Genomic DNA, 22,341 nt, shown 5'->3' with positions numbered 1-22,341 from the left:
TGTTGAAACTCAAAAGAAAGTAGCAGATCGCTATTTTGAAGACGGAAGTATTGAATCTGCCATACCACCACTAAAAATTTTACTTCATATAATGGCTTATGGCAATTTTGAAGGAAAAGAAATAAGTAACCCAGAATTAAGAAAATATTTCGAAAGAGATTATATAATTAATAGTAGCTGGTATAAAGAACGATTAACATTGAAACAGCAAAAGGATATTGATTTTCATAAAAAACAAATAGCATACCTAGAAGATTTTATTTCAAATTCAACGAATGCTTCACTTGTTTCTGAATTGAATATTTTAGATAGGCTGAAGAATGTGAAAGAAAATTATGAAGAAATAAATTCAGCTAGTTATTTAGAAAGTTTGATAGGTACAATAGGAGCAGATCCGTTGTATAGAAATTAAATTTAGGTATAAAATAGTATATAAAACAGCTTTAAAATTAAATTTTAAGCTGTTTATAAATTTAATTTTTGTAATTCTATTTCATAATCGTATTGTAAATCTTCGTGTAATAAAGTTATTTTTTTTCTAATAGAAGCTACTTCCCTAATTAAAATGTTTTTAAGTACAGTGTTATTTTTAATTGAAGGCTTAAAGTTATACAGTTTTAAACAAAAATAGAGTAGCAATGCAACTTCGGTTTCTTTGTTTTTAGAATACCTGCAATATTTTTTAATTGTTCGTAAAATTTTACGGACACTTTTTTTTATAAAGTAGTATGTTTTAGTGTTTATCAATTCAAATTGTTCATCAATTTCAATTTTAACTGTGTTTATATAACCTTCTTCATTTGAAGATTCAAACAAAAGATAGGTGAGTAATTCCTTGTTTTCTTTTTTAAATTTCGACAAACGTAAACACAATTCTATAATCTCCTGATGTGATTGATGTGCTAGTTCCGTTTTTAGTTCTTTTACTGTAACAGCTTTCATATTTACAATTTAGTAAAAAGTATGAATTAATTTGTATTTTTTTTGTAATTTAATCATTTAAAAAAAACAATTAAAATGGCAAAGAAAGTAAGAGGAACTATTGCAATATTAACTGGTGGAGGAGACGTTCCTGGTTTAAACCCAGCAATTAGAGCAATTACAATTAGAGCAATACGTGAAGGGTACAGAGTTATTGGTTTAAGACGTGGTTGGGCAGGAATAGTAGAATTAATTCAAGATCCAAAATCTGATAATAGTAATAATTATATAGAACTTACTCAAATAATTGTAAACAAAACGGGTAGAACAGGAGGTACGTTTTTGCATAGTTCAAGAACACGTCCAAGTCATCTGCCAAAAGCGAGTGTTCCTGATCACTTAAAAGATGAATTTAAAGAAGAGTACAACGATATGACAAAAGTTGTATTAAGTAATCTAAATTATTTAGGTATTGATTATTTAATTCCTATTGGAGGAGATGATACTTTAAGTTATGGTGTTCGCTTATATCAGGAAGGTGTTAAAGTTGTTGCAATTCCTAAAACAATGGATAATGATGTTCCTGGAACAGATTATTGTATAGGATTTAGTACGTGTATTACAAGAACAATAAATATGACAAATACGTTGCGTACTTCAGCAGGTTCGCATGAACGGTTTTTAGTATTAGAAGTTTTTGGAAGATACGCTGGTTTTACTGCAATGTTGCCAACAATGGCAGGTGCTGCAAATAGATGTGTAATTCCTGAGTATAAATTTAATATTGATATTCTTTCTGAACGTTTAATTGAAGATAGGTATGATAATCCAAGTAAATATTCAGTAGTGTTAGTTTCTGAAGGCGCCATGTTTGAAGGTGGAGAAATGATGTTTAAAGGCGAAGAGAAAGATCAATTTGGTCATGCAAAACTCGGTGGAATTGGTGAAGTAGTTTCACAACGATTAAAAGAAATGTCTCCTAAATATAATAATGGCAAAAAAATAAATGTTATAAATCAAAAATTAGGGTACCTTGTTAGAGGTGGTGATCCTGATGCTATTGATTCAATTGTACCAATGGCTTACGGAAATTTAGCATTAGATTTAATATTAAAAGGAATTCATGGAAGATTGGTAGTGCTTAAAAATGGGCGTTATGATAATGTTCCAATTGATGTAGTTACGGGGAAATCAAAATTAGTAAATATTGAAAAATTTTATAATACAGATAGACTTTGCCCAAACTATAATAGTTTTGAAATGAATCCTTTATTTATTATGACAAGTGAATAGTAAAAGTAAATTAGCTCAATTTTTTGAAACAGATTATCCTTTAAATAAAGATGGAGTTGAAGAATTATTAGCCTCATTTGAAACCATCCATTTTAAAAAGAACTCATTAATTCTTAAAGCTGAGCAAATAGAAAATAAATTAAAATTTTTAGAAAAAGGGATAGTTAGAGAATATTATGCTTCTAATAGTAAAGAAACAAACATAAATTTTTATACTAAACCTGGGTTTTTAACAGATTTTTCATCATTTAACAATTCAACTGAAACAAATAAATATCAAGAGTGTATTACTGATACTAGCCTAAAGGTATTGGACAAGAATAAGTTTAGAAACTTGTTAAAGAAATATGATTGTGGTAAATCTTTCATTGATTTAACATTTCAAAAATTGTTAGAACAAAAAGAATTGTTTGAATATAACAGAATAACTAAAAGTTCTGAAGAACTATATAATGAAATGTTAGTAAATAAATGTAATTGGTTGAAAGAAATACCACAATACCATATAGCTTCCTATTTGGGAATAACTCCAGAAACTTTAAGTAGGATAAGAAATAAAATTTCTTGATTTGAATCAACGAAATTAATTACTAATAACTATATTTTTGCTTTATAAGCAACTACTAAATGAAAATACACCACTTAAGAAACGCAACACTTATAATTGAAATTGAAGATAAGTTTGTATTGGTTGACCCAATGTTAGGAAAAAAAGGGACAATAGCACCATTTACACTTTTTAGATACAAAGCAAAACGAAATCCTTTAGTTGGATTACCAGTAAATAGTGAACAAATTTTAGATAAAGTAACAGATTGTTTAATAACACACTTGCATCCAGATCATATAGATAAAGCAGGTGAAGAGTTTTTGAAGCACAAAAATATCCCTGTTGTATGTATATGATCTGGATGAAAAGGTATTGTTAAAAAAAGGTTTAAACGTAATTAAAAGTTTGAATTATTGGGATAGTCAAGGTTATTTGGGTGGTGAAATTATTGGAATACCTGCAAAGCATGGATACGGATGGGTGAGTGGTCTAATGGGAAAAGTTATGGGGTTTTATATTAATTTACCAAGTTCACCTTCAATTTATATTAGCGCAGATACTATTTTTACCAACCATGTTGATAAAGTGTTAACTGAATTTAAGCCAGACATTACAATTGTAGCTTCAGGTTCTGCAAGACTTGATATTGGAAAAGAACTTTTAATGAATTTAGATGATATCGTTAAATTTGTTGAAAAATCGCCCAAAAAAGTAATTGCAAATCATTTAGAAGCGCTAAATCATTGCCCTACAACTCGTAAGCAATTAAAAGAAGTATTAACTAAAAAAGGACTTCTTAATAAAATCAATATTCCAATTGATGGAGAAATTATGGAGTTTTAATGCTTTGTTATCCAACTTAGCTGTAATATTTTATTAGATACTTTTTGATTTTCCTCCATACCTCCATAAATATATTTTAGAGTATCATTAACGGAAGCTAATCCTCTTAAATCCATAGGAAGTAGGCCATTGAATCTTTTGTAAAAGGTGTCATTCTTATAAATAAAGTCTGTTTGATGCGGTGAAACACCACCAGTTTTATTGTATGAAATACCATTAAAATTATAAGTTGTGGCACTTCCGCCTATAAAATGCAATGTATTAAATACTTTTGTTGCAGCCATTCTATAACTAGCTGAACTGCTATCTAAATTAATACTTGACCAAGAAATTTCAATAGGGTTATTAACATTAATAACACCTTTTCTTAAAATTGATTGAATTGGAAAATTTTCACCCATCGCAGCTCCGCCAAAATAAAAAATAGTGTCTTCAACAATAATACCGTTAGCGCCAAAAGATTTAAATTTATGAGTATTTGGTACAGGAGTTCCAATTTGCCAACTGTTTTTATACGGGTTGTAAATTTGCACATCAGGAACATTTTCTTTTTGGCTCCAACCTGTAACAACATAAATAAGGCTATCTCTCCAAACAGTTTGAACGTGGTCATCAATAGGAGTTGGAATTGGACTTCCATCATCTAAAAACAGATTGTTTTTAACAGCATAACGATGTACTTTGTTAGATGAAACTTCTTTTCCATCTTTAAAAACATGATATCCGCCAATAATATAAATAGTATCTTTTATTAATGATGCTGCATTTGCAATTTTGCCTAATGAATCTGGTAAATTTGCTAATTGTAGCCATTTTTTATTTTTTAAATCATATCTATAATTACGTTGGTGAATACCCGAATATAATTTTGTGCTATCTAAACCTCCAAAACTAAAAATATATGGATTTTCATTTATAAATGCAATGCTTATTGCATTATTTGTAACTGGTTCAGGGGCAATTGTTACTTGCTGAATTGTAAAATTTAATGATTTTGTTTTTTTGTTTGAGCATCCAATTATAAAGAAAATAGTAAAAAACGTACAATATATTAAGGGTTTCATAAATGTTTTTTTCAAATTTAACCAAATAAAAATAGAGATTTTAAATAAAAATCATAAATACCTATTTATCAGATAATCAGGTATTTAAATAGGTGAAACATTCGTGAATTTAGCAAATGTTAAAATTAAATTAAAATTTAAGTAGTAAATAGTTGTTATAAACCTAATAAAGGGAGTATTTTTGCAAACTACTAAAAGCTACAAAGGTGTCTGAAAAAACTACAGAATTAGAAGAAATAAAAGCTGGAAAAGATCTTTATTCGTATCAAAAAGAGGCAATAGACAAGATTTTTAAAAGTTTTGATGATGCACCTGAAGATTATCATTTATTGTATCAATTGCCTACGGGAGGTGGAAAAACAGTAATATTTTCTGAACTAGTACGTCAATATTTAAAGAATCATAAGAAAAAAGCATTGGTGTTAACACATCGTATAGAATTGTGTAAACAAACTTCTAAAATGCTTACTGAGTTTAACGTAGCGAATAAAGTGGTTGATAGTAAAGCCAACTTAGACGATCAAGAGAACTATAGTTGCTTTGTGGCAATGGTTGAAACCTTAAATAATAGGTTAAATGATGAAAAATTTGATATTTCTGATATAGGTTTAGTAATTATTGATGAAGCACATTATAACTCATTTACTAAATTGTTTGAGTTTTTTGACAAATCTTTTATTTTAGGTGTTACAGCAACTCCATTGAGTTCAAACATTAAACTTCCAATGAAGGATAATTATAATGAGTTAATTGTTGGAGAAACAATTGCTTCATTAATTGAAAATGAATTTTTAGCACGTGCTGAGGTTTTTTCATACAATGTTGGATTAACTTCATTAGAAGTTGGTGCAAATGGAGATTATACGGTGAAATCTTCCGAAGATTTATATACCAATAACGAAATGTTGGGTATGTTAGTTCAAGCTTATGAATTACATTCAAAAGGTAAAAAAACGTTAATTTTCAATAATGGTATTAACACTTCAATACAAGTGTTTGCAGCCTTTAAAGCTGCTGGATATCCAATTGCTCACTTAGACAACACATATAGCAAGACAGACAGAAAAATGGTGCTGAAGTGGTTTAAAGAAACACCTCACGCAATTTTAACTTCGGTTAGTATATTAACCACTGGTTTTGATGAACCAACGGTAAATACAATTATTTTAAACAGAGCTACAAAATCACTGGCATTGTATTATCAAATGATTGGTAGAGGATCACGTATTTTAAATAATAAACCTACGTTTTCAGTGATAGATTTAGGAAATAATTTACATCGTTTTGGAGAGTGGGGATCTGATTTAGATTGGCAAAAAATATTTAGATCACCAAATTATTATTTAGATAAAATTTTAGGTGATGAAGAATTAGAAAGTAATTTTAAATATGAAATGCCAGCAGATCTTAGAGCTGAATTTTCAAATTCTGAAGAAGTATATTTTGATATGAAAAAAGTATACATAGCATCTATTAGTAATGGAGAATCATCTAAAGTAGTTTTAGAGAAGTCTCTAGCTCACCACGCTAAAATTTGTATTGAAAATAGTGAAGATGTATATGATGCTTATGATTTATCAAAAAAATTAAGCGATGACATTGACCATAGAATAGATCGTTATGCAAAATGTATTTGTAGAAGTACACATAACTTTGTTACGTGGTTAAAAGATGATTACAGAACTAAACTTAGATTTTATTTAAGAGATAATTTTGATAGAGATTTTGAAATTATTCATGGAAGACCTCCGGAAGAATAATAAAACTAAGTTAAAATTAGTGTTACTTCTTACAAAATCAATTTCATATAAAAACACTTCTAATATATAGAAATTAGAGTTTCTAATGTTCGTTTTTATTAACACATTTATACATCATTTTAGATGGTGTATAAAATTATTTCTAGATTTATAAGACCTCTACTTTGTTAATCTTAACAATAAATAATATATATTTATAAAATTAACTAACTAACTATAAATATATTATGAAAAATTTAACACTGTTATTTATTGTTCTAATTTTTGGAATACAAAGTCAACAAGCACAAAATTTTGAATTTAAAGCAAGTGAAATAGACATTCCTTATGAACGGTTTGTATTGCCAAATGGGTTAACATTATTAGTTTATGAAGATCATAAAGCACCAATTGTAGCTGTAAATGTTTGGTATCACGTAGGTTCAAAAAATGAGAAATTAGGCAAAAGCGGATTTGCACATTTATTTGAACATTTAATGTTTAATGGAAGTGAAAATTTTAATGACGATTATTTTCAAGCGTTGGAAAGAATTGGAGGAACAGATGTAAATGGAACTACAAATTCAGATAGAACAAATTATTTTCAAAATGTACCTGTAGCAGCACTAGATCAAGTTTTATTTCTTGAATCTGATAGGATGGGACATTTATTGGGGAATATTGATCAAGAGTTATTAGATGAACAGAGAGGAGTTGTTCAAAATGAAAAAAGACAAGGAGAAAATCAACCTTACGGAAAACAATGGGGTTTACTAACAAAAGCGATGTACCCAAAAGGACATCCTTATTCTTGGACAGTTATAGGTGAAATGGAAGATTTAAATGCAGCTTCGTTAGAAGATGTTCACGAATGGTTTAAATCTTATTATGGAACAGCGAATGCTGTAATTGCAATTGCCGGAGATGTATCTCCTAAAGAAATTTACACAAAAGTATTAAATTATTTTGGTGATATACCTGCTGGACCAACTGTAGAAAGGCAAGAAATAAATGTGCCTATTCATAATGGAGATACATATCAAGTCTACGAAGATAGAGTTCCTGAAACTAGAATTTTATTTGCTTGGAATTCACCTGAATTAGGAAATAGAGAGGATCTTAATTTTGATTTAATAGCAGCTATTTTAACAAGTGGAAAAAATTCAAGATTGTATAAAAAATTAGTGTATGAAGATCAAGTGGCAAGTTCAGCAGTCTCATTTCAATCTTCAAGCGAAATTGCTAGTGAATTTGTTGTTTATGCAAATGTAAAACCTGGTGGAGATGCTGATATTGTGAAAGCTACTTTATTGGCTGAATTAGATAATTTTATTAAAAACGGACCTACTGAAGCTGAATTAAAAAGAGTGAAAGCTTCTTATTTTTCTAATTTTATTAAGGGGTTAGAGCGTATAGGTGGTTTTGGTGGAACTTCGGATATTTTAGCTTCAAATGAAACATATTTTGGTGATGCTTCTTTTTATAAAACAAGTTTAAAATATGTGCAAGATGCAACTATTGAAGATCTTAAACTCACAGCTCAAAAATGGCTAACAAAAGGGAAACACACTTTAATATGCAATCCTTTTCCTGAATATAAAGTTGTAAGTTCTTCTATTGATAGATCTAAAATTCCTGAGGTTGGTACTCCTAAAAGCGCTAATTTCCCTGAGTTAGAGCGTACGAAACTATCTAATGGGTTAAAAATTATTTTAGCTAAAAGAGAAGGTATTCCAACTATTGTTATGAATTTAATGATAAATGCAGGTTATAAAGCAGATTATTTAGCTAGCCCAGGAACTTCAGCTTTAGCGATGAACTTGATAGATGAAGGAACTAAAAAATTGAATTCACTTCAAATTAATGAAAAATTACAATTGTTAGGTGCTAGTTTAAATTCTTACTCAGATCAAGATATTTCTAATGTTTATATGAATACTTTAAAACCAAGTTTTGATGCCAGTTTAGAACTTTTTGCAGATGTTGTTTTAAATCCTTCTTTTCCACAAAAAGAGTTTGATAGATTAAAAATTGAACAAATAAATAATATTCGTAAAGAAAAATCTCAGCCTATTGGAATGGCGTTACGAGTTATGAATAAATTTCTTTATGGAGAAGGTCATCCATACAGTAATCCATATACTGGTACAGGTTTTGAAGCTACAGTTGAAAATTTTAAAAGAGAAGATATTGTTAAGTTTTATGATACTTGGATGAAACCAAACAATGCAACTTTAATTGTTACTGGAGATATTTCAATGAAAGAACTAAAAACTAAATTAGAAAAATCTTTGGGTAAATGGAAAAAAGGAGATGTGCCTTCAATTACATTTAATAAACCATCAGTAAAAACTAAAAACACATTGTATTTAATGAACAGACCTGAATCTCAACAAACAGTAATTATTGCAGGTCATCTTACAGAAAAGTATGGTACTATTTCTGAAATTGCATTAGAACAAATGGTAAGTATATTGGGAGGAGATTTTACATCTAGAATTAATATGAATTTAAGAGAAGACAAACATTGGGCTTATGGTGCTGGTGGTTTTGTTTTGGGAGCACAGCAAGAACGTCCGTTTTTAGTATATGCGCCTGTACAAACAGATAAAACAGCTGAATCTGTGAGTGAATTAAGAAAAGAAATTTCAGATTTTGTAAGTACAAGACCGGCCACACAAGCTGAACTTGATAAGGTGAAAACAAATCAAATATTAAAATTACCAGGCCAATGGGAGACGAATGGAGCTGTTAATAATTCATTGTATGATTTAGTTAAATATAATTTGCCTGATAATTACTACCAAACATATGATGAAAATGTGAGAAATTTGTCTTTAACTGATTTGCAAAGTGTTAGTAAAAAAGTTGTAAAACCAAGTAAAGTTAACTGGTTCATGGTTGGAGATAAATTAAAAATTGAAGGTAAATTAAAGGAATTAGGGTTTGATGATATTATTGAAATAGATGCTGATGGAAATCCAATTAACCAATCTGCTAATCCTCAAATTAAGATGGAAATTAAGCAGTAAATAATTTAATTCAAAAACAATTATAAACTACCAAAAAACTTCTTGATAATTTTTTCAAGAAGTTTTTATTTTTATAAGACTTACTCAATATTTTATTAAAACTATTGTCTTAATTAAGTGTACTTTTGCAATATGGCAAATAACATAAAAGAGCAACAACATATTTTAGTTAAATTAGGTGTTGAGAAGCTAAATCCAATGCAAGAGGAAGCAGCTTTAGTAATTAATTCCAGTAAAAATGTTGTGTTATTATCACCAACAGGAACAGGTAAAACACTTGCTTTTTTATTGCCAATTATTAAAGAATTGGATTCAGATTGTTTAAATGTACAAGTGTTAATTTTAGTCCCTTCAAGAGAGTTAGCTATTCAAATTGAGCAGGTTACACGAGAAATGGGAACGGGTTTTAAAGTTAATGCTGTTTATGGTGGACGCTCAATATCTAAAGATGAAATAGATTTACATCATAGCCCAGCTATTTTAATTGGTACACCCGGAAGAATTGCAGATCATTTGAGAAAGGGCACTTTTTTAACCAAAAATATTACTACGTTGGTTTTAGACGAGTTTGATAAATCGTTAGAAGTAGGTTTTAAAGATGAAATGATTGAAATTATTGCATCGCTTAGAATGGTTAACAAAAGAATTTTAACCTCAGCAACAAAAGGAGTAAGCATTCCTAAATTTGTTGGATTAGAAAGCCCCAAAACTATTAATTATTTAACTAATAAAGTATCTTTATTAAATGTTAAAACTGTAATTTCTCCAACTAAAGATAAATTAGAAATATTAGTAGAGTTAGTTTGTTCTTTAAAAAATGAACCAGCAATAATCTTTTGTAATTTTAGAGATACAATTGAAATGGTAAGTGAGTATTTAACAGATAATAATATCAATCATGGTTGTTTTTATGGTTCAATGGAGCAACGAGATAGAGAAAGAACACTTATAAAGTTTCGCAATGGAACGCATCAATTAATTGTAGCTACAGATTTAGCTGCTAGAGGATTAGATATTCCTGAGATAAAATATATTATTCATTATCAACTTCCATTAAAAAGAGATGAATTTACACATAGAAACGGGCGAACGGCCAGAATGAAAAGTGAAGGTACTGCCTATGTAATTCAATGGAAAAATGAAAAGCCTTCAGATTTTACCCAAAATTGTGAAATTGAAATTATAAAAAAACATCCATCACCAAAACCTTCTAATTGGAAAACGTTATTTATTTCAGGAGGAAGAAAAGATAAAATTTCAAAAGGAGATATTGCAGGTTTGTTCTTTAAGGAAGGAAAATTAAATAAAGATGAATTAGGAACTATTGAATTGAAGAGTGATTGTGCTTTTGTTGGTGTGTCAGCTTCAAAAGCTACTGAACTTATTAAACAATTTAACAATAGTAAACTAAAAAAGAGAAAAATAAGAGTATATGCTGTTTAGTTTTGATAAGTACAAAAAATAGCTATATTTTAGAATTGTTTTATCATTTCTAAAATATAGCTATTTAATATTAATTTAGTTATCTCCAAAAGACATTCCAATTCCTCTTGCAGTTTTAACTAAGGATGAATCAGGTTTAACTACATTATATTTGCTAATGGCCTCTAAAAAGGGTACTGCTACAATGCTTGGATGTTGATAAGCAACCATTTTACCAAAATTACTTTCAAGAGCTAATTCCATAGCTTTTACACCAAATTGAGTTGCTAAAATTCTATCAAAAGCAATTGGAACACCACCACGCTGTAAATGTCCAAGCACAGTTTCTCTCATATCAGCATTACAACCTGCAGTTTTTAAATCTTTCAATATTTTATTTGCAATTCCTCCTAATTTTAGGTTTGCATTCCCAATTTCTTCATTTTTTTGAGATAAAACATCACCGTCCATAGGTTTAGCGCCTTCAGCAACTACAATAATTACATGTCCTTTCCCATTTTTAAAGCGTTTGTTTATAACTTTAAGTACATTATTAATATCGTATGGAATCTCAGGAATTAAGCAAATCTCTGCTCCACCTGCAATGGCAGAACTCAATGCTATCCACCCAGCATCTCTACCCATAACTTCAAGTATAATAACACGGTTGTGTGATGCCGCTGTTGTTACCAATCTATCTACTGCCTCAGTTGCTATTTGAACAGCAGTTTGATAACCGAAAGTGTAATCTGTAGCAGATAAATCGTTATCTATAGTTTTTGGAACACCAATTATATTCAATCCTTTTTCAAAAAGGACTTGAGAAATACGTTGTGAACCATCTCCGCCAATACTAATAACGGCTTCAACGCCCATGTGCTTGAGTTTGCGAATCATTTCATCTGAACGGTCAATAAATGACCAAGTACCATCATTTTCTTTAACTGGCCAAGCCAAAGGACCTCCTTTAGTTGTTGTGCCTAAAATAGTACCTCCTTGATAGTGAATTCCTGACACTCTTTTTTCAGATAATTCAATTATTTCAGTTGGTTCGCGTAATACACCATCAAATGATTGTATACTACCAACAACTTCCCAGTCTTCAGTTTGTGCAGCTCGTTTTACAATTCCTCTAATTACTGCATTTAAGCCTGGGCAATCTCCACCACCTGTTAATACTAATACTTTTTTCTTCATTATTATTTAGATATTTTCTTCGTTTTTAACTAGTTGATTGTTATTTTTAATCTCCAAAGCTAATTCCTATGCCTTTGGCAGTGTGAATTAAATTATGTGATAAATCAACTTTATTATATTTATTAATTACTTTTTTTAAATTGATGTGAGAAACGTCAGAATTTTTATGAATGGCCATAGTCCCAAATTTTTTATCTAATGCTAATTCAACAGATTTAACACCAAGTTGAGTGGCTAAAATTCGATCAAAAGCAATAGGTGTACCACCACGCTGTAAATGGCCCAAAATAGTTTCTCTAATATCAGCTTCAAAATTTAAATCTCTTAATTTAGAGGCAATTTCACGGGCTATATTCCCTTTAATAATTTCACCATTTTCATTTTTGAAGTAAGCGCCTTCTGCAACTACAATATTTGCAAAACCACGACCTTCAGCTGTGTATCTTGATTTTAATTTTTCAACAACTTTATCTATGTTAAATTGTATTTCAGGAATTAAACAAACATCAGCTCCTCCAGCAATGGCAGAACTCAAAGCAATCCAACCTGCATCTCGTCCCATAACTTCTAAAATTAAAACACGATTATGTGAATTTGCAGTTGTTACAAGCTTATCAATAGCTTCAGTAGCAACTTGTGCTGCAGTTTGAAACCCAAAAGAATAATCTGTAATAGCTAAATCGTTATTAATAGTTTTAGGTATTCCAATTATATTTACTCCTTTTTCATACAATTTAAGTGAAATTTTATGAGATTCGTTTCCTCCAATATGAATTAAAGCATCAAAACCTAAAACTTTAAGATTGTAAATTAGTTTATCTGTATAATCTATTTTTTTTATAGTTCCGTCTTCCTGTAATACAGGGTAGTTAAATGGGTTTCGTCTATTATTTGTGGTTAAAATGGTTCCTCCTAATGTTTGAATGTCTTCAACTTTTTCTTGGGTTAGTGGCATTAATTCTAAAGGCTCAGATAATATGCCGTCAAAACCATTAATGCTCCCAATAACTTCCCAATTAGATTCTAGATGTGTTCTTTTAACAATGGCTCTAATTACCGCATTCATTCCTGGACAGTCTCCACCGCTATTTACAATTAAAATTCTTTGCTTCATTATTTTTTCCCAATTTTAAGGGATTGTTTTTTTAGTAAAATTTAGTCTTGTTACACTAGTTAGTAACGTTAGTAAAAGTTTGTAAAATTAAAGAAACATTAAATAAGTAACAATGATTTTAATCATTGTTATTTATATAAATATAGTTGCTTAAATTTAAATGAAGGAATAATGCACTATATTAATTTGGATTTACTAATATTGATACTTCAAAAAAACAACTTAAAACTCATGGAAAAGTCTAAAAATATAGTACTTATTGTTGTTGCTTTTTTTTCAATCTATGTGATTTGGGGTTCTACTTATTTATTAAATAAAATTGCTGTTACTGAATTGCCACCTTTTATGTTAGCTTCAATACGCTTTACAATAGCAGGTATTTTAATTTTTATAATTGCAAAAATCATTGGTTTTTCACTTAAAATAACATTAAAGCAGTTTGTGAATACTATGGTTGCAGGATTCTTATTTTTAACTTTTGGTAACGGAGTAATTGTTTGGGCTTTAAAATATGTTGATAGTGGCTTTGCTGCGCTTGAAATTTCTGCACAACCCTTGGTGGTTTTATTATTAATGCGATTTTTTGATGGTAAAAAAATTAAACTAATGTCTGTAGTTGGTGTTGTACTTGGAGTTATAGGAATTTATTTATTAGTAAGTCAAAAAGAAATTATTACACAAGAAGGAACTATGTTGGGAATTATTATGATTTTTACTTGTATGCTAAGTTGGGGATATGGCAGTTTATTTGTTGCAAAAGCAAATTTACCAGAAAACTTTTTTGTAAACACAGGTTACCAAATGTTTACTGGAGGTATTATGTTATTACTATCTAGTTTATTATTTGGTGAAACATGGATTTATCCTACAGAGTGGAGTCAACCAGTTCAACTATCTATGGTGTTATTAATTATATTTGGAAGCATTGTTGCATTTACATCATTTAACTATTTGTTAAAATCTGTCTCACCAGAAAAAGTAGCAACTTCAACATATGTAAACCCAATTATTGCTATGGCTTTAGGTTGGTATTTTTTAAATGAACAAATTACAACACAATCTATTATTGCAGCTGTAATTCTTTTAACTGGAGTTTATTTTATAAACACGAAGCGAAAATTAGTAATTTATTCAAGGTTTAGAAAGTAACGAAATGATAGGAATTATAAAATTTAAAAACTCAACACTTACAAAAAAAACTATTTAAAACTTGGTAATTAAGTTAAAGTAACTCATTTCTTCTTAAGAGTTTATTTTGTGCACATAACAGGAGTCGAACCTGCACGTCCTTACGGACACGAGCCCCTCAAGCCCGCGCGTCTACCAATTCCGCCACATGTGCTATAGAAATATATATTAGAAACAAAAAAAGTTAAGCATTAAGCTCAACTTTTTTTTGTGACCGGGCTGGGGCTCGAACCCAGGACCACCTCCTTAAAAGGGAGGTGCTCTACCAACTGAGCTACCAGGTCAATTCTCCTTTTCCGCAATTGCGAGTGCAAATATACTATCAATATTTAAAAAAACAAGTTTTTTTATGTTGTTTTTTAAACGATATTTGTTTTATAAATGTAAATTAAAGAAAATTCAATCATGAAAATTGTTTTATTAGGCTATATGGCAAGTGGAAAATCAGCGATAGGAGTTGTTTTAGCAAATAAATTAGGAATTCAATTTACTGATTTAGATTGTTTTATAGAAGAAAAAGAGCAATTGACAATTGCTGAAATTTTCAAATTAAAAGGTGAAATTTATTTTAGAAAAATAGAAGGTGAATATTTGCATGAATTATTAAAATTAGAGGATGATTGCATTATTTCTTTAGGTGGAGGAACTCCATGTTATGGAAATAACATAAAACTTATAGAAAAGAACTCAAAATCATTTTATTTAAATGCATCAATAGTAACCATATATAATCGTTTAAAAAATGAGACTTCTCAAAGGCCATTAGTTGCTGCTATTGGGAAAGAAAATTTGAAAGAATATATTGCAAAACATTTATTTGAGCGTAATCCATTTTATGAAAAAGCAAATCATACCATTTTTGTAAATGAAAAAACTATTTTAGAAATTACAAATGAGCTTCTAGAATTACTCTAAAATTGCATAAGAATTTTTAGACTCAAAAACTATTGAAACGTGCTCATGCATTGAAGTTGATAATGAAATTCCTTTATAATCAGCCTTTACAGGGTACTTTTTATGATTTCTATTTACAAGTACTGCAGTAGTAAATTGTTTTAAAGGAACTTCTAAAAAATGTTTAATTCCGTAAATAAGTGTTGTCCCAGAGTTTAAAACGTCATCAACTAAAACTAACGATTTGTTTTTGTATTCTGAAGGATTCAAGCTAGTTGAAATTGGATTCAAAGGCTTTTTTTTATCTATAAAAACTTCACATAAAATAACTTTTAATTCTGAAATTTCATTTAGAAGTTTCATTATTTTTTGAGCAAAAATAAAACCATTACCATTAATGCCTGCAATTATAATTGATGTTTCATTACAATTATCTTCATAAATTTGATACGCAATTCGCCTTGTTTTATGTTGTATTTGCTCGTTGGTTAAAATAATAGAATGTCCCATTTAAAATTATTTTTTTTCAAAGATAAAAAACAATTCTCTACCAAATCTTGGTTTTATAGAATTATGGCAGTTTTCTAATGTTTTAATATTAAAATAATTAGAAAATAATTGGAAATATTCTTCTAAACAACCGCCAAAAGGCGGGCCTTCATTGGCTAATTCAAAATTGAATAATAAACCAATTAATTTGCCTTTATCATTTAATAATGAAGACATTTTTTTAGCATATGCTTGGCGTAGAGTTGGTTGTAATGCGCAAAAAAAAGTTTGTTCAATAATTAAATCATACTTTTTTGAATGATTAAAAAAATTATCTTGAATTAACTGCTTTTCAGGAAATGAAGATATTCTCTTTTTTAGGTTTTCTAGCGGTTGTTTTGCAATATCAATAACATCAATATTACTAAACCCTAATTTATATAAATACTCAGCTTCATATGAATTTCCTGCACCTGGAATAAGAATTTTTAGATCTTTATTAGCTAATTGATTAATGTATTCCTTTAGAGGTGTAGAAGCAGTTCCAATATCCCAGCCTGTGTTGTTTTCAATATATTTTTGTTCCCAATAAGTTTTGTCCAAATTAGTTTTCATTAATTGTTGTCAGTTTGGTAGTCCTCTAATTCTCTTCTGTCTTTTTTTGTTGGCCTGCCTTCACCTTTTTTTCTATAGTAATCTTTAGAGTATTTTAATAATTCTAACTTTTCAAATTCTTCAGAAGGAGTGATGTCTTTTCGGTATAAATCAACCAATTTAGCACCAACACGATTTACAGGTATATCTAGTACTTCAATTTGGTAATTAATTTGATTTTTACGAATTGTTATTTTTTCATTATTAAATACTGTTTTTGAGGGTTTTACAGTATCTCCATTCATTTTTATATGACCCTTTCTACATGCTTCAGTTGCAATATTTCTAGTTTTATAATACCTCACACACCATAAGTATTTATCAATTCTCATATAATTACGTTAAATTTTGATAATTCTCTTTTGTCAAAGGTATGAAAATAGTATCTTGCGCAACTAAAAATTAGACTGAATGAAATTTAAAAATTTATTTTTTATACTAGCCATTGGAATTGTATATTTTTCTTGTAAAAATGATAGTGATGATGTTATAGATTTTGATGCAGCAGCTCAATCAATTATAGATGATGAGGCTTTAGTTGAATATTTGCAAACTCATTATTTAAATGAAGATGGTGGTATTTGGACAATCACGGATGGTGAAAGCCCATTAATGGATGATGAAAGATTAGAAATTCAAAATATTACAGAAAATGAAGTAGATTATAAGCTATATTATTTAACTGAATCTAAAGGAGTTGAAGAATTAAAATCGCCTTCAAGAGCTGATTCTGTTTTAACAACTTATACAGGTATGTTATTGGATAGTACTGTTTTTGATTCTAGATCTACTTTAATATGGTTTTCACTTACAGGAGTCATAAATGGTTGGAGTTACGGGTTTACAAATTTTAAAGGTGGAGATAAAGTAATAAATGAAGATGAATCTTTTGAATATACAAACTCAGGAAAGGGAATTTTATTTATACCTTCGGGATTAGCGTATGGTAATATCGGTCAAAGTTTTATTCCTCCAAATGCTCCGTTAATTTTTCAAATGACATTAAATGAAGTAAATGAATCAGATGATGATAATGACGGTGTTTTATCCATTCTTGAAGATGTAGATGGTGATGGCGATGTTAGAAATGATGATACTGATGGAGATTTAATTCCTAATTATTTAGATATTGATGATGATGGAGATGGTATTTTTACAAAAGATGAAGATGCAAATAACGATGGGGATTTAAGTAATGATGATGATGATAGTGATGGTATTCCAAATTATTTAGACGCAGATAATTAAACTATTTATTTTTTAAAATATGAATAAAAAACTCGGAGCTTTTAAACTCCGAGTTTTTTATTTAACTTCTTCTTTTTCTTGTAGTAGAATTTTTATTACTTACTCTTTTTGCAGTACTTTTTCTTGCTTTAATAGTAGTCGGTTTTTTTCTATTTACTGTTTTAGTTGTCTTCTTAGAAGTAACAGGTCTTTTATTGGTAACTGTTCTGTTACTTACTGTTTTATTTCTGTTCTTAGAAGCTACAGGTCTTTTATTGGTAACTGTTCTTCTTTTTTCTTGAACTCTTACAGGTTTTCGCTCATTTATGTTACTTTTTTTATTAATTGTTTTATTTGTATTTCTTCTGGTTGAACTATTTGTTAAGTATTCACGAGTATTTTTAGTTTTTCTATTGTTATACGTTTTATAATTTCTATCCGCACGAACAATTTTATCACTTTTTCTTTTCGGAATATTTTGAGTAGCAATTCGTTGTCTTGTATTATGGTTTGAACGTTTATTGTTTTTAGTATAATATTTATTTCTTGAATGATCTTTGTAATATGTGTATCTATTTGGCTTATAGTAGTTTCTGTAAGGCTTGTAACTTACAACTCTATATTCAAAATAAGGTCTAGCAAAGTAGTTATGGTAAGGATGATACACATAATTACGATTGTAAGTATTAATATATCCAGAGCAATAAGAATAGTTTCCGTAATAATCATAATGAACATTTAAGCGACCTAATCTTGCTAATTTTCCATATTGATAATTAAGGTTTATGTTTCCAATCCTATCAACTCTACCATAATAGTCATAATAAATTTGAATGTTTTCAATTTGAATAATTGCACCGTAACTATCATATTGAACATAAGCATCATAATTGTAACCAGAATTATAGCTAATGTTAATATTGTTGCTTCTATAGCCAACATTTATACCATTTCGTTGATTTAAATAAAAATCAAATTCTCCATTTTGAAAAACTGAAAATGTGACACCTCGTTCAACAAACGTGAATGAATTTCCATAATCAATATAATAAGGATTATATGTAGAAGTAGTTGTAGTAGCAAATGATGTTAAGCTTACAAATACTATTGTTGCGAATATTAATATCTTGTTTTTCATAATAAAGGATTTTAAAGGTTCATACTATTATTTGTGCTAGCATTGTACAAACTCTTAAATACAAACAACGTGCCAAAAAACAAAAACAATTATAAGTTACTGATAATCAGAATTATAAAATAATTTTATTTAAAAAGTAGAATTTTATGCAATTAACATATTCAAATAATTATTTTTGTATCAATCAACTATTTTAATTTTTTTAAAAGTATTAACTACATAAACGTCATATTGCCAATTCCTTTGCAAAAGTTATTTACGTATAAAATAACTGAAGCTGAAGCCGTTTTTCTACGAAAAGGAATGCGTGTAGCTGTTGAATTTGGAAAATCTAAAATTTATACAGCATTAGTTTTTAAAATTCATAATGAAGCTCCTATAGGTTATGAAGCAAAAGAAATTCATCAAATATTAGATGAATCACCTATTGTTAATGAACTTCAATTAAAACATTGGGAATGGATTTCAGCATATTATATGTGCTCATTGGGTGAAGTTTATAGAGCAGCATTACCCTCGGCATTTTTGTTAGAAAGCGAAACAGAAATTGAGCTAGTTCAAAATTTTTCAAATGAAGAACAACTTTCAGACGAGGAATTTTTAATTTTTGAAGCATTACAGCATCAAGCAAGACTTTCAATTTCTCAAATTATAAACGTTTTAGGCAAAAAATCAATTTTTCCAATTATAAAAAAATTATTGGAAAAGAATGTCATTATTGTAAGAGAACAGATTTACGAACAATACAAACCTAAATTAATAAAATACGTTAGGTTAAAAGAAGCTTGGAGTGCAAATGAAAAACTGTCAGTATTGATAGAAACTTTGAGCAGAGCAAAAAAACAACGCGATGTAGTTTTAACGTATTTTCAATTAAACGCGCTTAAAAAACCTATAAAAGTTACAAAACTAATTGAAGCTTCAAACGCTTCAAATGCTGTTGTAAAATCTTTAGTTGATAAAGAAATTTTTGAATTTTATTTTATTCAAACAGACCGTATTAATTTTGATGGAAATTCTTCAGAATTAAAAAAATTAACTGAACATCAGGAAGTTGCTTATGAAAGCATTAAAACTTCTTTTGAAACAAAACAAACAACTTTACTAAAAGGAATTACAAGCAGTGGTAAAACTGAAATTTATGTAAAACTAATTAAGGAAGTGCTTAAATCTAAAAAACAAGTACTTTATTTATTACCAGAAATTGCATTAACAACCCAATTAATAGAAAGACTACAATATTATTTTGGTGAATATTTATCGGTATTTCATTCAAAATATTCAATGAATGAACGTGTTGAAGTTTGGAATAATGTATTAGAAAATAAAGAAAAAGCTCAGCTAATATTAGGTGCGCGTTCGTCTATGTTTTTACCGTTTTCAAACTTAGGTTTAATAATTGTTGATGAAGAACATGAACCGTCATTTAAGCAATACGATCCTGCTCCAAGATATCATGCACGTGATGCAACCATTGTTTTGGCAAATAAACACAAGGCAAAAGTTTTGTTAGGTTCAGCAACACCTTCAATTGAAACTTATTACAATGCATTGCAAGGTAAATATGGTTTTGTTGAATTAAACAGAAGATATGGAGATGTGCTTTTGCCTGAAATTGAATTGGTTAATATCAAAGAAAAACATCGAAAAAAAAGAATGAAAGGTCATTTCTCAGACCGATTATTAGAAATGATTACTGACGCTTTAGAACTTAAAGAACAAGTTATTTTATTTCAAAATAGGAGAGGATATGCACCATTAATAGAATGCGAAACCTGTGGCGTTTCACCTCAATGCCCACAATGCGATGTTAGTTTAACATTTCATAGTTATAGAAAAGAATTACGCTGTCACTATTGTGGTTATCATCAGGCAATGTTGCATAATTGTGGAGCTTGTGGAAGTGAAAAATTAAACTCAAAAGGTTTTGGAACTGAACAAATTGAAATAGAATTAAATGAACTTTTTCCCAATGCCAAAATTGGGCGAATGGATTTAGATACTACGCGAGGAAAATACGGATATCAAAAAATAATTGGAAAGTTTGAAGCACAAGAAATAGATATTTTGGTTGGTACACAAATGCTATCAAAAGGATTAGATTTTGCAAATGTATCTTTAGTTGGAATTATGAATTCAGATAATATGTTAAATTTTCCAGATTTTAGAGCTCATGAACGAAGCTATCAATTAATGGTACAAGTTTCAGGTAGAGCAGGGCGTGTAAAAAAAAGAGGAAAAGTAGCTATTCAAACGTTTAATCCGTACCATCAAATATTGCAACAAGTTTCAACTACAAATTATCAGGAAATGTATAAAGAGCAACTAGATGATCGGTGGCAATATCAATATCCGCCATTTTATAGGTTAATTAAAATAACGATTCGTCATAAAGATTTTAACAGAGTTGAAGGTGGTGCTATTTGGTTAGGAAAATCATTAACTGCTATTTTTAAAGAAAATGTGTTAGGACCATCTACACCATCAATATCAAAAATTAGAAACTACTATATTAGAACATTAATTTTGAAAATTCCACAGAAACAATCATTGGCTGCTACAAAAAATAACATTTTACGAGTAAAAAATTCATTTCAGTCAATTAAAGACTTTCGTTCAATAAAATTTAATATTGATGTGGATAATTATTAATTTAAAAGTTTAGTTCAAAAATAAAATTAAGAGCTATTCAATGGTTGTTTTAACCCTTTTATCCCCCTCAAAATAACTTTTAATATTACTTGTCAATTAAGGAAATAACAGTATATTTGCACCCTTAAAAGTAAAAACTTAAATTTTTAATTATGAATCATTACGAAACTGTTTTCATTTTGAATCCCGTTTTATCTGAAGTTCAGATAAAGGAAGCAGTACAGAAGTTTAACGACTATCTTGTTTCTAAAGGTGCCGAAATGATATCAAAAGAAGATTGGGGGCTAAAAAAATTAGCTTATGCAATCCAAAACAAAAAAAGTGGGTTTTACCACTTGTTAGAGTACAAAGTTAGTGGAGAAGCAATTACTCCATTTGAACTTGAATTTAGAAGAGATGATAGCGTTATGCGTTATTTAACTGTAAAGTTAGATAAACATGCTATTGCTTGGGCTGAAAAAAGAAGACTAAGAAATAACGCATCTAAAAAATAAGCTATGTCTATAGAACAACAAGCAAAAGGAGGAAAACAAGGTGAGGTTCGTTACCTAACACCACTGGACATTGACACAAAACAAGTTGTAAAATACTGTCGTTTTAAAAAGAACAATATTAAGTATATTGATTATAAGGATGCAAAATTCTTATTATACTTGGTTAATGAGCAAGGTAAAATTTTACCTCGTCGTTTAACAGGAACTTCATTAAAATATCAACGTAAAGTATCTGTAGCTATTAAAAGAGCACGTCATTTGGCTTTAATGCCTTATGTAGCAGATATGTTAAAATAAATAGACAGGAATTATGGAAATTATATTAAAACAAGACGTTGAAAACTTAGGTTTTAAAGATGATATTGTAGCTGTAAAGAATGGTTATGGACGTAATCATTTAATTCCTCAAGGGGTTGCAGTATTAGCAACT

At 29.1% G+C, this 22,341-nt stretch carries 21 protein-coding genes, 2 tRNA genes and 2 pseudogenes; 15 read left to right on the top strand and 10 right to left on the bottom strand.

The annotated features are described in order from the left end of the window. Positions 1–412, top strand: a pseudogene (locus GQ540_RS06590) (hypothetical protein); the annotation flags it as partial. 53 nt (positions 413–465) lie between these two features. Here GQ540_RS06590 and GQ540_RS06585 read toward each other — a convergent pair. Next, positions 466–942, bottom strand: a complete 477-nt coding sequence (locus tag GQ540_RS06585; RefSeq protein WP_291799155.1) for a hypothetical protein — start codon at positions 940–942, stop codon at positions 466–468. A gap of 75 nt (positions 943–1,017) precedes the next feature. Between GQ540_RS06585 and GQ540_RS06580 the strand changes: the two genes are divergently transcribed. Genes GQ540_RS06580 through GQ540_RS13220 form a run of 4 tightly spaced genes read left to right on the top strand, consistent with a single transcriptional unit; the run spans position 1,018 to position 3,607 of the window. Next, positions 1,018–2,214 carry a 6-phosphofructokinase gene (locus GQ540_RS06580; RefSeq protein WP_291799151.1) on the top strand — a complete coding sequence of 399 codons (1,197 nt, stop codon included), beginning with the start codon at positions 1,018–1,020 and terminating at the stop codon, positions 2,212–2,214. After that, positions 2,207–2,782, top strand: coding sequence for a Crp/Fnr family transcriptional regulator (locus tag GQ540_RS06575; protein WP_291799148.1), 576 nt, complete (start codon positions 2,207–2,209; stop codon positions 2,780–2,782). Before GQ540_RS06580 ends, GQ540_RS06575 begins: the two co-directional genes overlap by 8 nt. A 59-nt stretch (positions 2,783–2,841) precedes the next feature. After that, positions 2,842–3,120 carry an MBL fold metallo-hydrolase gene (locus GQ540_RS13225; RefSeq protein ID WP_367205963.1) on the top strand — a complete coding sequence of 93 codons (279 nt, stop codon included), beginning with the start codon at positions 2,842–2,844 and terminating at the stop codon, positions 3,118–3,120. 49 nt (positions 3,121–3,169) lie between these two features. After that, positions 3,170–3,607, top strand: a complete 438-nt coding sequence (locus GQ540_RS13220; RefSeq protein ID WP_367205962.1) for a hypothetical protein — start codon at positions 3,170–3,172, stop codon at positions 3,605–3,607. Here the strand turns inward: GQ540_RS13220 and GQ540_RS06565 are convergent. Next, the gene (locus GQ540_RS06565) at positions 3,604–4,671 is read right to left on the bottom strand and encodes a hypothetical protein (RefSeq protein WP_291799146.1); all 1,068 of its coding nucleotides are present in this window, start codon (positions 4,669–4,671) and stop codon (positions 3,604–3,606) included. The genes GQ540_RS13220 and GQ540_RS06565 overlap by 4 nt on opposite strands. 206 nt (positions 4,672–4,877) lie before the next feature. Here GQ540_RS06565 and GQ540_RS06560 point away from each other — a divergent pair, with 206 nt between their 5' ends. From GQ540_RS06560 to GQ540_RS06550, 3 genes are all read left to right on the top strand, one after another. Continuing rightward, positions 4,878–6,431 (top strand): DEAD/DEAH box helicase, encoded by a 1,554-nt coding sequence (locus GQ540_RS06560; protein ID WP_291799142.1) that lies wholly within the window; start codon positions 4,878–4,880, stop codon positions 6,429–6,431. Between the two features lie 227 nt (positions 6,432–6,658). Then, the gene (locus tag GQ540_RS06555; RefSeq protein ID WP_291799139.1) at positions 6,659–9,442 is read left to right on the top strand and encodes a pitrilysin family protein; all 2,784 of its coding nucleotides are present in this window, start codon (positions 6,659–6,661) and stop codon (positions 9,440–9,442) included. 132 nt (positions 9,443–9,574) lie between these two features. Next, a complete protein-coding gene (locus GQ540_RS06550; protein ID WP_291799137.1) occupies positions 9,575–10,885 on the top strand; it encodes a DEAD/DEAH box helicase in 1,311 nt (436 codons plus the stop codon). A 75-nt stretch (positions 10,886–10,960) separates the two neighbouring features. Here GQ540_RS06550 and GQ540_RS06545 read toward each other — a convergent pair whose 3' ends face one another. Together GQ540_RS06545 and GQ540_RS06540 are read right to left on the bottom strand one after the other, a co-directional pair. Beyond that, a complete protein-coding gene (locus GQ540_RS06545; protein WP_291799134.1) occupies positions 10,961–12,061 on the bottom strand; it encodes a 6-phosphofructokinase in 1,101 nt (366 codons plus the stop codon). A 46-nt stretch (positions 12,062–12,107) separates the two neighbouring features. Further along, positions 12,108–13,175 (bottom strand): 6-phosphofructokinase, encoded by a 1,068-nt coding sequence (locus GQ540_RS06540; protein WP_291799132.1) that lies wholly within the window; start codon positions 13,173–13,175, stop codon positions 12,108–12,110. Positions 13,176–13,406: 231 nt separating this feature from the next. Between GQ540_RS06540 and GQ540_RS06535 the strand changes: the two genes are divergently transcribed. Further along, positions 13,407–14,324 carry an EamA family transporter gene (locus tag GQ540_RS06535; RefSeq protein ID WP_291799129.1) on the top strand — a complete coding sequence of 306 codons (918 nt, stop codon included), beginning with the start codon at positions 13,407–13,409 and terminating at the stop codon, positions 14,322–14,324. A 109-nt stretch (positions 14,325–14,433) separates the two neighbouring features. Here the strand turns inward: GQ540_RS06535 and GQ540_RS06530 are convergent. Then, positions 14,434–14,517: transfer RNA gene (locus tag GQ540_RS06530), tRNA-Leu, on the bottom strand. 57 nt (positions 14,518–14,574) lie between these two features. Beyond that, positions 14,575–14,647: transfer RNA gene (locus GQ540_RS06525), tRNA-Lys, on the bottom strand. 121 nt (positions 14,648–14,768) lie between these two features. Here GQ540_RS06525 and GQ540_RS06520 point away from each other — a divergent pair. Next, positions 14,769–15,278, top strand: coding sequence for a shikimate kinase (locus GQ540_RS06520; protein WP_291799126.1), 510 nt, complete (start codon positions 14,769–14,771; stop codon positions 15,276–15,278). Here GQ540_RS06520 and GQ540_RS06515 read toward each other — a convergent pair. The 3 genes from GQ540_RS06515 to GQ540_RS06505 are packed head-to-tail and all read right to left on the bottom strand — an operon-like array spanning position 15,270 to position 16,732. Continuing rightward, entirely contained in the window at positions 15,270–15,767 is a 498-nt protein-coding gene (locus GQ540_RS06515) for a phosphoribosyltransferase family protein (protein ID WP_291799123.1), read from the bottom strand. The genes GQ540_RS06520 and GQ540_RS06515 overlap by 9 nt on opposite strands. 6 nt (positions 15,768–15,773) lie before the next feature. After that, positions 15,774–16,361, bottom strand: a complete 588-nt coding sequence (locus GQ540_RS06510) for an SAM-dependent methyltransferase (RefSeq protein ID WP_291799120.1) — start codon at positions 16,359–16,361, stop codon at positions 15,774–15,776. After that, entirely contained in the window at positions 16,361–16,732 is a 372-nt protein-coding gene (locus tag GQ540_RS06505) for an RNA-binding S4 domain-containing protein (protein ID WP_291799117.1), read from the bottom strand. Before GQ540_RS06505 ends, GQ540_RS06510 begins: the two co-directional genes overlap by 1 nt. Positions 16,733–16,811: 79 nt before the next feature. Between GQ540_RS06505 and GQ540_RS06500 the strand changes: the two genes are divergently transcribed. Continuing rightward, complete coding sequence (locus GQ540_RS06500; protein WP_291799114.1) at positions 16,812–17,648, top strand: FKBP-type peptidyl-prolyl cis-trans isomerase; 837 nt, start codon at positions 16,812–16,814, stop codon at positions 17,646–17,648. A 61-nt stretch (positions 17,649–17,709) separates the two neighbouring features. Here GQ540_RS06500 and GQ540_RS06495 read toward each other — a convergent pair whose 3' ends face one another. Continuing rightward, the gene (locus GQ540_RS06495) at positions 17,710–18,765 is read right to left on the bottom strand and encodes a hypothetical protein (RefSeq protein ID WP_291799111.1); all 1,056 of its coding nucleotides are present in this window, start codon (positions 18,763–18,765) and stop codon (positions 17,710–17,712) included. Between the two features lie 231 nt (positions 18,766–18,996). On the opposite strand from GQ540_RS06495, the gene priA reads away from it, so the two are divergent. From priA to GQ540_RS06475, 4 genes and pseudogenes are all read left to right on the top strand, one after another. Next, complete coding sequence (gene priA, locus GQ540_RS06490; RefSeq protein WP_291799108.1) at positions 18,997–21,417, top strand: primosomal protein N'; 2,421 nt, start codon at positions 18,997–18,999, stop codon at positions 21,415–21,417. A 152-nt stretch (positions 21,418–21,569) separates the two neighbouring features. After that, positions 21,570–21,911, top strand: coding sequence for a 30S ribosomal protein S6 (rpsF, locus tag GQ540_RS06485; protein ID WP_291799105.1), 342 nt, complete (start codon positions 21,570–21,572; stop codon positions 21,909–21,911). Between the two features lie 3 nt (positions 21,912–21,914). Next, positions 21,915–22,208, top strand: a complete 294-nt coding sequence (gene rpsR / locus GQ540_RS06480) for a 30S ribosomal protein S18 (RefSeq protein ID WP_291799102.1) — start codon at positions 21,915–21,917, stop codon at positions 22,206–22,208. Positions 22,209–22,221: 13 nt separating this feature from the next. Beyond that, positions 22,222–22,341, top strand: a pseudogene (locus GQ540_RS06475) (50S ribosomal protein L9); the annotation flags it as partial.

This window comes from Lutibacter sp., from assembly GCF_013139515.1.
Lineage (GTDB): Bacteria > Bacteroidota > Bacteroidia > Flavobacteriales > Flavobacteriaceae > Lutibacter.
This window is presented reverse-complemented; position numbering and strand designations above follow the sequence as displayed.

What these genes read in the sequence shown, in the direction of transcription:
- GQ540_RS06580 (WP_291799151.1), top strand. Translation starts at nt 1,018, where the DNA reads ATGGCAAAGAAAGTAAGAGGAACTATTGCAATATTAACTGGTGGAGGA.
- GQ540_RS06535 (WP_291799129.1), top strand. Translation starts at nt 13,407, where the DNA reads ATGGAAAAGTCTAAAAATATAGTACTTATTGTTGTTGCTTTTTTTTCA.
- GQ540_RS06540 (WP_291799132.1), bottom strand. Translation starts at nt 13,175, where the DNA reads ATGAAGCAAAGAATTTTAATTGTAAATAGCGGTGGAGACTGTCCAGGA.
- GQ540_RS06585 (WP_291799155.1), bottom strand. Translation starts at nt 942, where the DNA reads ATGAAAGCTGTTACAGTAAAAGAACTAAAAACGGAACTAGCACATCAA.
- GQ540_RS06545 (WP_291799134.1), bottom strand. Translation starts at nt 12,061, where the DNA reads ATGAAGAAAAAAGTATTAGTATTAACAGGTGGTGGAGATTGCCCAGGC.
- rpsR (WP_291799102.1), top strand. Translation starts at nt 21,915, where the DNA reads ATGTCTATAGAACAACAAGCAAAAGGAGGAAAACAAGGTGAGGTTCGT.
- GQ540_RS06520 (WP_291799126.1), top strand. Translation starts at nt 14,769, where the DNA reads ATGAAAATTGTTTTATTAGGCTATATGGCAAGTGGAAAATCAGCGATA.
- GQ540_RS06555 (WP_291799139.1), top strand. Translation starts at nt 6,659, where the DNA reads ATGAAAAATTTAACACTGTTATTTATTGTTCTAATTTTTGGAATACAA.
- GQ540_RS06515 (WP_291799123.1), bottom strand. Translation starts at nt 15,767, where the DNA reads ATGGGACATTCTATTATTTTAACCAACGAGCAAATACAACATAAAACA.
- GQ540_RS06510 (WP_291799120.1), bottom strand. Translation starts at nt 16,361, where the DNA reads ATGAAAACTAATTTGGACAAAACTTATTGGGAACAAAAATATATTGAA.
- GQ540_RS06565 (WP_291799146.1), bottom strand. Translation starts at nt 4,671, where the DNA reads ATGAAACCCTTAATATATTGTACGTTTTTTACTATTTTCTTTATAATT.
- rpsF (WP_291799105.1), top strand. Translation starts at nt 21,570, where the DNA reads ATGAATCATTACGAAACTGTTTTCATTTTGAATCCCGTTTTATCTGAA.
- GQ540_RS06505 (WP_291799117.1), bottom strand. Translation starts at nt 16,732, where the DNA reads ATGAGAATTGATAAATACTTATGGTGTGTGAGGTATTATAAAACTAGA.
- GQ540_RS13225 (WP_367205963.1), top strand. Translation starts at nt 2,842, where the DNA reads ATGAAAATACACCACTTAAGAAACGCAACACTTATAATTGAAATTGAA.
- GQ540_RS06495 (WP_291799111.1), bottom strand. Translation starts at nt 18,765, where the DNA reads ATGAAAAACAAGATATTAATATTCGCAACAATAGTATTTGTAAGCTTA.
- GQ540_RS06500 (WP_291799114.1), top strand. Translation starts at nt 16,812, where the DNA reads ATGAAATTTAAAAATTTATTTTTTATACTAGCCATTGGAATTGTATAT.
- GQ540_RS06550 (WP_291799137.1), top strand. Translation starts at nt 9,575, where the DNA reads ATGGCAAATAACATAAAAGAGCAACAACATATTTTAGTTAAATTAGGT.